This window comes from Streptomyces soli (assembly GCF_003999195.1).
In the GTDB taxonomy this organism is placed as follows: Bacteria; Actinomycetota; Actinomycetes; order Streptomycetales; family Streptomycetaceae; genus Actinacidiphila; species Actinacidiphila soli.
Window position 1 is genome coordinate 1 of sequence record NZ_RJVR01000148.1, and the last position, 7870, is coordinate 7870.

At 68.0% G+C, this 7870-nt stretch carries 7 protein-coding genes; 3 read left to right on the forward strand and 4 right to left on the reverse strand.

Going from position 1 to position 7870, the window contains the following annotated elements; translation table 11 throughout:
- Both EFK10_RS13280 and rpsF read right to left on the reverse strand, forming a co-directional pair.
- Positions 1-499 (reverse strand): single-stranded DNA-binding protein (locus EFK10_RS13280; protein WP_164835970.1); only part of this gene is annotated, 499 nt, incomplete at its 3' end.
- A 63-nt stretch (positions 500-562) separates the two neighbouring features.
- Positions 563-853 carry a 30S ribosomal protein S6 gene (gene rpsF / locus EFK10_RS13285; RefSeq protein WP_127355916.1) on the reverse strand — a complete coding sequence of 97 codons (291 nt, stop codon included), beginning with the start codon at positions 851-853 and terminating at the stop codon, positions 563-565.
- Between the two features lie 257 nt (positions 854-1110).
- Between rpsF and EFK10_RS13290 the strand changes: the two genes are divergently transcribed.
- From EFK10_RS13290 to EFK10_RS13300, 3 genes are all read left to right on the forward strand, one after another.
- A complete protein-coding gene (locus EFK10_RS13290; protein WP_127355917.1) occupies positions 1111-1443 on the forward strand; it encodes a hypothetical protein in 333 nt (110 codons plus the stop codon).
- An 89-nt stretch (positions 1444-1532) separates the two neighbouring features.
- Positions 1533-2654, forward strand: coding sequence for a lipid II:glycine glycyltransferase FemX (locus EFK10_RS13295; RefSeq protein ID WP_127355918.1), 1122 nt, complete (start codon positions 1533-1535; stop codon positions 2652-2654).
- A 20-nt stretch (positions 2655-2674) separates the two neighbouring features.
- Positions 2675-3706 (forward strand): alanine racemase, encoded by a 1032-nt coding sequence (locus EFK10_RS13300; protein ID WP_127355919.1) that lies wholly within the window; start codon positions 2675-2677, stop codon positions 3704-3706.
- 83 nt (positions 3707-3789) lie between these two features.
- On the opposite strand, the gene EFK10_RS13305 is transcribed toward EFK10_RS13300, so the two are convergent.
- Together EFK10_RS13305 and EFK10_RS13310 are read right to left on the reverse strand one after the other, a co-directional pair.
- Positions 3790-5250, reverse strand: coding sequence for a glycosyltransferase family 87 protein (locus EFK10_RS13305; RefSeq protein WP_127355920.1), 1461 nt, complete (start codon positions 5248-5250; stop codon positions 3790-3792).
- 136 nt (positions 5251-5386) lie between these two features.
- A complete protein-coding gene (locus EFK10_RS13310) occupies positions 5387-7630 on the reverse strand; it encodes a transglycosylase domain-containing protein (RefSeq protein WP_127355921.1) in 2244 nt (747 codons plus the stop codon).
- Positions 7631-7870: the final 240 nt, after the last annotated feature.

A 7870-nucleotide genomic window follows, 5' to 3' on the forward strand; every position in this document is an offset into this window, starting at 1 on the left:
TGGTTGCCCACGGGTCGTCGGCCGGAGCGCCGCCCTGGCCGCCGCCGGAGCCTCCGCCCCAGCTGCCGCCCTGGCCGCCACCGCCGCCGCCGCTGTAACCGCCGCCGCCCTGGCCGCCGCGCGAACCGCCGCCACCGGCGGTCTTGGTGACCTTGGCGGTGGCACTACGCAGGCTGGCGCCGACCTCGTCGACGTCCAGCTCGTAGACCGTCCGCTTCTCGCCCTGCGCGGTCTCGTAGGACCGCTGCTTCAGCCGGCCCTGCACGATGACGCGCATGCCGCGCTGGAGCGACTCGGCCACGTTCTCCGCCGCCTGCCGCCAGACCGAGCAGGTGAGGAACAGGCTCTCGCCGTCCTTCCACTCGTTGGTCTGCCGGTCGAAGGTGCGGGGTGTGGACGCGACACGGAACTTCGCGACCGCCGCACCCGACGGGGTGAAGCGCAGCTCGGGGTCGTCGACGAGATTGCCGACGACCGTGATGACGGTCTCGCCTGCCATGGTGGGTGACCTCTCGGCGTTTCTTGGCTTCTCGGTTTCCCGATGTGCCTTGAGCCGTCAGGCTCAGTGGGTGTCGGGGCGGAGGACCTTGGTCCGGAGGATCGACTCGTTCAGGTTGAGCTGACGGTCGAGCTCCTTGACAACCTCGGGAGTGGCGTTGAGGTCGATGACCGAGTAAATGCCCTCGGGCTTCTTCTTGATCTCGTACGAGAGACGACGACGGCCCCAGGTGTCGACCTTCTCGACCTTGCCGCCGCCATTGCGGACGACGCCGAGGAAGTTCTCGATCAGCGGGGAGACAGCGCGCTCCTCGAGATCGGGGTCGAGAATGAGCATCAGCTCGTAGTGACGCATGTGGAACCCACCTCCTTTGGACTCAGCGGCCACGGCATTTCCGTGGCAGGAGGGTTTTTCATCGCGTCGCAACGGTATCGCGGGCCACTGACAATCGAGCTTGCCGCTCGTTTGGGCAGCGCAGACACCGGTGCAGACGGTACACACTACCCGCACGGGGCTTCCGGTTGAAATCCGCCCCCCAAAGCCCGCAATCTGTACACATCGGGTGTGACCGGCGCCACGTTGCGCCACCTCTCCACGACCGGAGGTTCCCCATGGCACAGGCAGTACGGCAACAGACCCAGCAACAGCCCGCCCATCGCCGGATCACCCTCAACACGGACGGGCAGCCCCATCCGCTGGAGAACACCCTGGTCGCGGTCACGGTGACGCTGGGGCTCGTCGCGTTCGTCACGGCCTTCTTCGACAGCCTGCACCTGGTCAGCTCCTGGGCCGGGCTGGCGGGGATCCTGACTGGCGCGTACGGCCAGTACCGCTCGGCGACCACGGCGGAGCGTTACGCACTGATCATCGGCCTCGGACTGGCCGGGATCGGCTTCTACCTGGGCATGGCACACGGCGGGCTCTTCGGAGGCGTAGTGGGGTAGCCCGGCGGGGGCGTTGCCCGTTCGCAGTAGGCTTCGGCGCAGTAAAAGGCAGCAAGGCCGTTCAGCCGCAGCGATGGGGAGCGCCCCGCATGAGCTTGACCCTGAGGAACATCAGTCGGGAACAGCACCTGGCGTATATCCAGAGCCTGCCCTCGGCGAGCCACTGCCAGGTTCCGGCATGGGCGGACGTCAAGAACGAGTGGCGGTCCGAGAACCTGGGCTGGTTCGACGACAAGACCGGTGAGCTCGTCGGCGCGGGTCTGGTGCTGTACCGGCAGCTTCCGAAGGTCAAGCGCTACCTGGCCTACCTGCCCGAGGGCCCGGTCATCAACTGGTACGCGCCCAACCTGGACGAGTGGCTGCGGCCAATGCTCGCCCACCTCAAACAGCAGGGCGCCTTCACCGTGAAGATGGGCCCGCCCGTCGTCATCCGCCGCTGGGACTCCACCGCCATCAAGGCCGGCATCGCCGACCCGGACGTCAAGCGCCTGCGCGACGTCGAGGCCACCGTCATCGAGCCCCGCGCCTTCGAGGTCGCCGACCGGCTGCGCCGCATGGGCTGGCAGCAGGGCGAGGACGGCGGCGCCGGCTTCGGCGACGTACAGCCGCGCTACGTCTTCCAGGTGCCCCTGGAGAACCGCTCCCTGGAGGACGTCCAGAAGGGCTTCAACCAGCTCTGGCGGCGCAACATCAAGAAGGCCGAGAAGCTCGGCGTCGAGGTCGTGCAGGGCGGCTACGACGACCTGCCGTTGTGGCAGGACCTGTACGAGGTCACGGCGGTCCGCGATCACTTCCGGCCGCGCCCCCTCTCGTACTTCCAGCGCATGTGGAAGGCGCTGAACTCCGAGGACCCCAACCGCATGCGGCTCTACCTCGCCAAGCACGAGGGCGAGGCGGTCGCCGCCGCGACCATGCTGATCGTCGGCGGGCACGTCTGGTACTCGTACGGCGCCTCGGCCAACCACAAGCGCGAAGTGCGGCCCAGCAACGCCATGCAGTGGCGGATGCTGCGGGACGCCTACGCGCTCGGCGCGAGCGTCTACGACCTGCGCGGCATCTCCGACTCCCTGGACGAGACCGACCATCTCTTCGGCCTTATCCAGTTCAAGGTGGGCACGGGCGGCCAGGCTGCCGAATACTTGGGCGAGTGGGACTTCCCGCTGAACAAGCTGCTCCACAAGGCCCTTGACATCTACATGTCCCGCCGCTGAGAAAGGTCGCTGCCTTAGCCATGGCGCTCACCCTCTACGTCGACTCCGCACGCTGGCGTGCACACCAGCAGTCCGTGGCTGAGCAGTTCCCGGGCCTCGTCCCCGTCTGCAAGGGCAACGGCTACGGCTTCGGCCACGAGCGCCTCGCCGACGAGGCCACCCGCCTCGGCGCCGACACGCTTGCGGTCGGGACCACGTACGAAGCCGCGAAGACCAAGGACTACTTCAGCGGTGACCTGCTCGTCCTGACCCCCTACCGCCTCGGCGAGGAGCCCGTGCCGCTGCCGGACCGCGCCATACGGTCCGTCTCGTCGGTGGAGGGCGTACGGGGGCTGGTGGGCGCCCGGGTCGTCATCGAGGTCATGAGCAGCATGAAGCGGCACGGCGTCAGCGAGGACGACCTCGTCAAGCTGCACTCCGCGATCGACGACGTACGGCTCGAGGGCTTCGCCATCCACCTCCCGCTGGACCGCACGGACGGGTCCGACGCGGTGGAGGAGGTCTTCGCCTGGATGGAGCGGCTGCGGGCGGCCCGGCTGCCCCTGGGCAGGATGTACGTCAGCCACGTCAAGGCCAACGAGCTCGCCCAGCTCCAGCAGCAGTTCCCCCAGACCCGCTTCCGGGCCCGCATCGGCACCCGCCTGTGGCTCGGCGACCACGACGCCACTGAGTACCGCGGCGCCGTCCTCGACGTCACCCGCATCGCGAAGGGCGAGCGCTACGGCTACCGCCAGCAGAAGGCCGCCGACGACGGCCACCTGGTCGTCGTCGCCGGCGGCACCTCCCACGGCGTCGGCCTGGAGGCCCCCAAGGCCATGCACGGCCTGATGCCGCGCGCCAAGGGCGTCGCGCGGGCCGGGCTGGCCACCGTCAACCGCAATCTGTCGCCCTTCGTGTGGGCCGGCAAGCAGCGCTGGTTCGCCGAGCCGCCGCACATGCAGGTGTCGATCCTCTTCCTGCCGAACGACGTCGCCCCGCCGGCCGTCGGCGACGAGCTGGTGGCGCACCTGCGGCACACCACGACGACCTTCGACCGGTCCGTCGACCGGTGAGCGCCTGACCTTCCACAGCCCAGGAGGGGGCGGCCGCGAGCTCGACTCGCGACCGCCCCCTCCTGGGTCTCCTCCGGCTGAACTCAGGGCGCCTCGGGCCCGCTGACGTAGTGCGCCGCCGGCGCCGCCGCGTGCCGTCCCTCATGGCGCCTGCCGAGTACGAACACGTCCTCCGCCCCGTCCAGCACGCCCCCCGAGGGGTCGTCGGAGCCGTCACCCCGCACCGGATCCCGCTCCGGGAAGAGCACGTCGCGCACGACGACGGCGCACAGGTACAGCGTGCCCAGCAGATGCACCGCGATCGCGACGTCATAGCCGTCCTGGGGCAGGCCCTTGTTGTTGCCGCCGCTCGTATAGGCGAGATACATCCAGATGCCGAGGAAGTACGCGACCTCGGCCGCCTGCCAGATCAGGAAGTCACGCCAGCGCGGCCGCGCCAGGGCGGCCAGCGGGACGAGCCAGAGGACGTACTGCGGCGAGTACACCTTGTTGGTGAGAATGAAGGCCGCGATGACCAGGAAGGCGAGCTGCGCGAAACGCGGCCGGCGCGGGGCGTACAGCGAGAGCGCGGCGATGCCGGCGCACAGCAGCAGCATCAGGGCGGTCGCGTACCAATTGGCGCCGCTGATCGTCTTGCCGCTCAGGTGCGTGATGATCAGCCAGACCGAGCCGTAGTCGACGCCCCGCTCCTGGCTGAAGGTGTAGAACTTCGCCCAGCCCTTGGTCGCGAACAGCATCACCGGCAGATTGACCACCAGCCACGCCCCCACCGCGCCGCCGAACGCCGCCCCCCAGGCCCGCATCCGACCGGCGCGCAGGCACAGCAGCAACAGCGGCCCCAGCAGCAGCACCGGATACAGCTTGGCGGCCGTGGCCAGGCCGATGAGGATGCCCGCCGCAAGCGGGCGACTGCGGGACCAGAACATCATTCCCGCCGCCGTCAGGGCGACCGCGAAGAGGTCCCAGTTGATGGTGGCGGTCAGCGCGAAGGCGGGCGCGAAGGCGACCAGCAGCGCATCCCAGGGGCGCCGGCGGTTGGTGCGCGCGACGCAGACTGCGATGACGACGGTGCAGACGAGCAGCATGCCCGCGTTGACCATCCAGTAGATCTGCTCGCGGCTCTGGATGGTGCCGCTGTGCGGCGTCAGCCACGACGCGACCTCCATGAAGAGGCCGGTCAGGACCGGGTACTCCAGATATCCCATGCCCCCGGAGACGGCGTCGGGGATGTGGTTGAAGTACGGGACCAGGTCGTCGGCGAAGCCGCGCCCGTAGTACAGGTGCGGGATGTCGGAGTAGCAGGCGTGGGAGTACTGCGCGTTCGCGCCGTAGAACCAGCCGCTGTCGTAACAGGGGATCTTCTGCACCATCCCCAGCGCAAACATCCCGATCGCCACGAGAACGATCACCCGCAGCGGATTCCACCACGAGTGCCTCCCGATGGCCGCCCACCGCCCCAGCGGCCCCCCGATGACCTCACTCCCGGCCCGGGCCACCGGATCCTCCGCCGTCGGCGGCACGGTCTCTTCGCGCACACTCGTCATGGCGACATCCTGCCCTACGTAGCTGAGCGAGGGCCGTCGTGTCCTCCACTCCTCTCCTCACACTCCGCCCGGGAACGGCCGTGGCCGTGGGGAGCGGGTGCTCTCCACGGCCACGGTGCGGGGGTCCGGGGCGGCGCTAGCCGCCGGTGGCGCCCCCGTTGAAGAGTCCCCCGTTGCCGTTGCCACCTCCGCTGCTACTGGTGGAGCTGGCGGAATTGGTCGGTGTCGGCGATCCCGTGTTTCCACCGTTCCCGCACGTCGGGTCCCACTTGTTCTTGCAGGTCGACGACACCGTCGGGGTGGGCGAGCTCGAAGCGGTCGGCGTGTCGGAGGGAGTCACGCTCGGGGTCGCGGACGGGGTGATCGTCACCGACGGGGTCGGGGACGGGGCACCGGACTCGTTCTGGGCCTTGCCGACCGTGGTGGCCTTGGGGAAGGGCTGATCTTGCTGGCCCTTGAGCGCGGCCATCATGTAGTCGGTCCAGATCTCGGTGGGGATGTCACCACCATGGATGGACGCGACACCCGCCGTTCCGTTCATGGAGATCAGTCCGGGCTTCTTTTCGTTCTCCCGGAACATGACGATCGAGGTCGAGAGCTGCTGGGTGTATCCCACGAACCAGGCCGACTTGTTGCTGTCGGTCGTACCGGTCTTACCGGCCGCCGTCAGCCCGAGCGCCTTTGCCTTCGTCGCCGTACCGTTCTGGATCACGTTCTCCAGGGTGTCGGTGACGTTGTTGGCGACGTTGGCCTCGATCTTCTGCGTGCCCTTGTGCGTGGGCTTCTTGAAGCTGGGCACGTCGATGCCGTTCCGCACGACCGATGTCACCGAGTACGGTTCGGCCTGCTTGCCCGAGGCGGCGAAGGTCCCGTAGGCGTCGGCCATGCGGATCGCACTCGGGGTGGAGGTACCGATGGAGAAGGAGGCGTTGAGGCTCGCGAAGCCATTGTTGATTCCGGCGTTCTCTGCCATCTTCTGCACATTGCTCAGCCCGACGTCCTCACCGAGCTGGACGAACGGCGTGTTGATGGACTGCTCCATCGCCTTGCGCAGGGTGATGTAGCCCCACGCGTAAGGGCTCTCGTTCACCTGGTAGAACAGCGAGCCGTCCTTGTTCTTGACGTACGTGCCATCGGGTTGCTTGACCTTCAGGTGGTCGTTGCCGTTGTACTTGCTCGTCGGGGGCACGGGCACGCCGGGGTTGTTGACCGTGCCGTACTGCATGCCGGCGGCCAGGACGAAGGGCTTCCAGGTCGAACCGACAGGTACGGAGGTGGTGTTGGCGTTGTTGGTGAAGTGGTTGTTCTCGTAGCCGGCGCCGCCGTAGATCGCGACCATCTTGCCGTCGCCCGGCACGATGGAGGCTCCGCCGAACTGAACGTACTTGTCGCTGGACTTCTTGGGGTTGATCCGTGCCTTCTGGACCTTCTCGACGGCCACCTTCAGAGCGTTGACCTTCGCCTTGTTGAAGGTCGTGTGGATCTGGTAGCCGCCCTGGTCGAGCTGCGCCTGGGTGATGCTGGAGTGCTGCACCACGTAGTTCTTGGCGGTGTCGACGAGGTAGCTGACCTGGCCGGTCATACCGGCGGTCGCCTTGAGCCCTTGGGGCATCGGGTACGTCTTGATGGCCGTGTCGTACTCGGCCTGGGTCAGGTAGTGCTGTGCTAGTTCCGCCTCGAGGGTTGTCTTCCAGCGGGACATGGAACGGGCTTTGTTCGCCGCGGCGGTCGCGGAAGGGTCGATGCTGGGCCAGCCCACCGGGTCGTAGTACGTCGGGCCCTTCAACAGGGCCGTCAGGAAGGCGCACTGACTCGGGTTGAGCTGCTCGGCGTTCACGCCGTAGTACGTCTGGGCGGCGGCCTGGATGCCGTACGCGCCACGGCCGTAGTACGAGGTGTTCAGATACCCAGCGAGGATGTCGTCCGGCGACTTCTGCGCGCGGAGCTTTATCGCGATGAACAGTTCCTTGAACTTACGGGTGAGCGTCTGCGACTGGTCGGCCAGCAGGGCGTTCTTCACGTACTGCTGCGTGATGGTGGAACCACCCTGCGTGTCACCGCCCTTCGCCATGTTGAGCAGTGCGCGGGCGATACCCTGGGGGTCGACGCCTGAGTCGGTCCTGAACGTCTTGTTCTCGGCCGCGATCACCGCGTTCTGCATGGCCAGGGGAATCTTGTCGATGGGCACGACCTGCCGGTTGTCACCACTACCGGAGGTGGCCATCTGGGTGCCGTCGTCCCAGTAGTAGACGTTCCTCTGCGAGGTGGCCGCCACGTTCACATCGGGCACGCTCACCATGGAGTACCCGATCCCGGCCGCCGCGACGAGGCTGCCGAAGAACGTGAGACACATCCCCGTCACGAGCTTCCAGGACGGCATCCAGCGGCGCCAGCCCTGCTTGCCCCAGCGGGGGTAGTCGACGACGTGCCACTTCGACCGCGGCTTGGCGGCTGCGGGCGCCGAGGCGTTGGCCGCGCGGCGCCTGCCGCCCTGCTGGGCACGGCGGGCAGCGGCCCGGCCCTGGTACGGAGCCTGCGGCTCGGTGGGGGCTGAGCCGGCGCCCCGGCCGTGGCCGGAGTCGTACGACTGCGATCGGGGCGCAGGCCGGCGGCCGCTGGG

Excerpts from the sequence above, each read along its gene's own strand:
- rpsF (WP_127355916.1), bottom strand. The coding sequence starts at position 853 with ATGCGTCACTACGAGCTGATGCTCATTCTCGACCCCGATCTCGAGGAG.
- EFK10_RS13290 (WP_127355917.1), top strand. The coding sequence starts at position 1,111 with ATGGCACAGGCAGTACGGCAACAGACCCAGCAACAGCCCGCCCATCGC.
- EFK10_RS13295 (WP_127355918.1), top strand. The coding sequence starts at position 1,533 with ATGAGCTTGACCCTGAGGAACATCAGTCGGGAACAGCACCTGGCGTAT.
- EFK10_RS13300 (WP_127355919.1), top strand. The coding sequence starts at position 2,675 with ATGGCGCTCACCCTCTACGTCGACTCCGCACGCTGGCGTGCACACCAG.
- EFK10_RS13305 (WP_127355920.1), bottom strand. The coding sequence starts at position 5,250 with ATGACGAGTGTGCGCGAAGAGACCGTGCCGCCGACGGCGGAGGATCCG.
- EFK10_RS13310 (WP_127355921.1), bottom strand. The coding sequence starts at position 7,630 with ATGCCGTCCTGGAAGCTCGTGACGGGGATGTGTCTCACGTTCTTCGGC.